The sequence below is a fragment of the Lichenifustis flavocetrariae genome (assembly GCF_026130545.1).
GTDB lineage: Bacteria > Pseudomonadota > Alphaproteobacteria > Rhizobiales > Beijerinckiaceae > Lichenihabitans > Lichenihabitans flavocetrariae.
The window spans coordinates 1-982 of record NZ_JAMOIM010000151.1; the positions used below are offsets into that span (position 1 = coordinate 1).

Annotated in this window: 1 protein-coding gene; it reads right to left on the reverse strand. The window is 61.0% G+C overall.

Annotation, left to right across the window (positions count from 1 at the left end; translation table 11 throughout):
* The coding region (locus M8523_RS36375; RefSeq protein ID WP_282589657.1) for a helix-turn-helix domain-containing protein at positions 1–862 on the reverse strand (862 nt) is incomplete at its 3' end.
* Positions 863–982: the final 120 nt, after the last annotated feature.

Below are 982 nucleotides of genomic sequence, written 5' to 3' on the forward strand. Positions count from 1 at the left end.
AGGCCACGCGGTAGAACTCGTCCAGCACCGTCTTGTGGAAGCGCTCGACGATGCCGTTCGTCTGCGGGCTTTTGGTCTTGGTGCGGGAATGGTCGACGTCCTCGACCGCCAGGTAGAGCTCGTATTCATGGTGCTCCGGGTTGCCGCAATATTCCGTGCCGCGGTCTGTCAGGACACGGGTCAGCTTCACCTCCTGCGCGTCATAGAACGGCACCACGCGGTCGTTCAGGAGATCCGCTGCGGTCAGCGCCGTCTTGCGGTCGTAGAGCTTGGCGAAAGCCACCTTGGCGTAGGTGTCGATGAAGGTCTGCTGGTAGATCCGTCCGACCCCTTTCATGTTGCCGACGTAGAAGGTGTCCTGCGCGCCGCAATATCCGGGGCACTCGCTCTCGAACTCGCCGTGCGCCTCCTTCTCGGTCTTGGCCTTTTCAAGCGCGACAAGCTGGCTCTCGGTCAGCACCAGGCCATCTTGCGCCACCTTGGCCTCCAGCGCCTTCAACCGCTTCTTCATGGTCTCCAGATCGTGCCGCTGCCACACACTGCGCACCCCGGCCGGCGAGATCGAATGGCCGCGCTTACGCACCTCATTGGCAATCCGGATCTGGCCAAATGCCGGCACCTCCAGCGACAGTGCCACGATCAACGCCTCGATCTCGGGTGCCGTGCGGTTCTTCAAAAGCGGCTTCTGACGCGTCAGCTCCTGCAGCGCCACCTCGCCGCCCGTGTCGTACAAATCCTTGAACCGATAGAAGCTGTCGCGGCTGTAGCCGAGCATCTTGCACGCCTGGCTCACATTGCCGAGCTGCCTGGCCAATTCCAAAAGGCCCACTTTCGCTCGGATGACTTTCTGATCCTTCGTCATGGTCGTGTCCTTGCAAAACGCCGAGGCCGGATGCTCCGAACCCTGACCACTCCGCATCCGGCCTCGGCTCACGCTTCAGCCTAAAAACACCATATGTCCGATCAAATCTCAACTACTGCA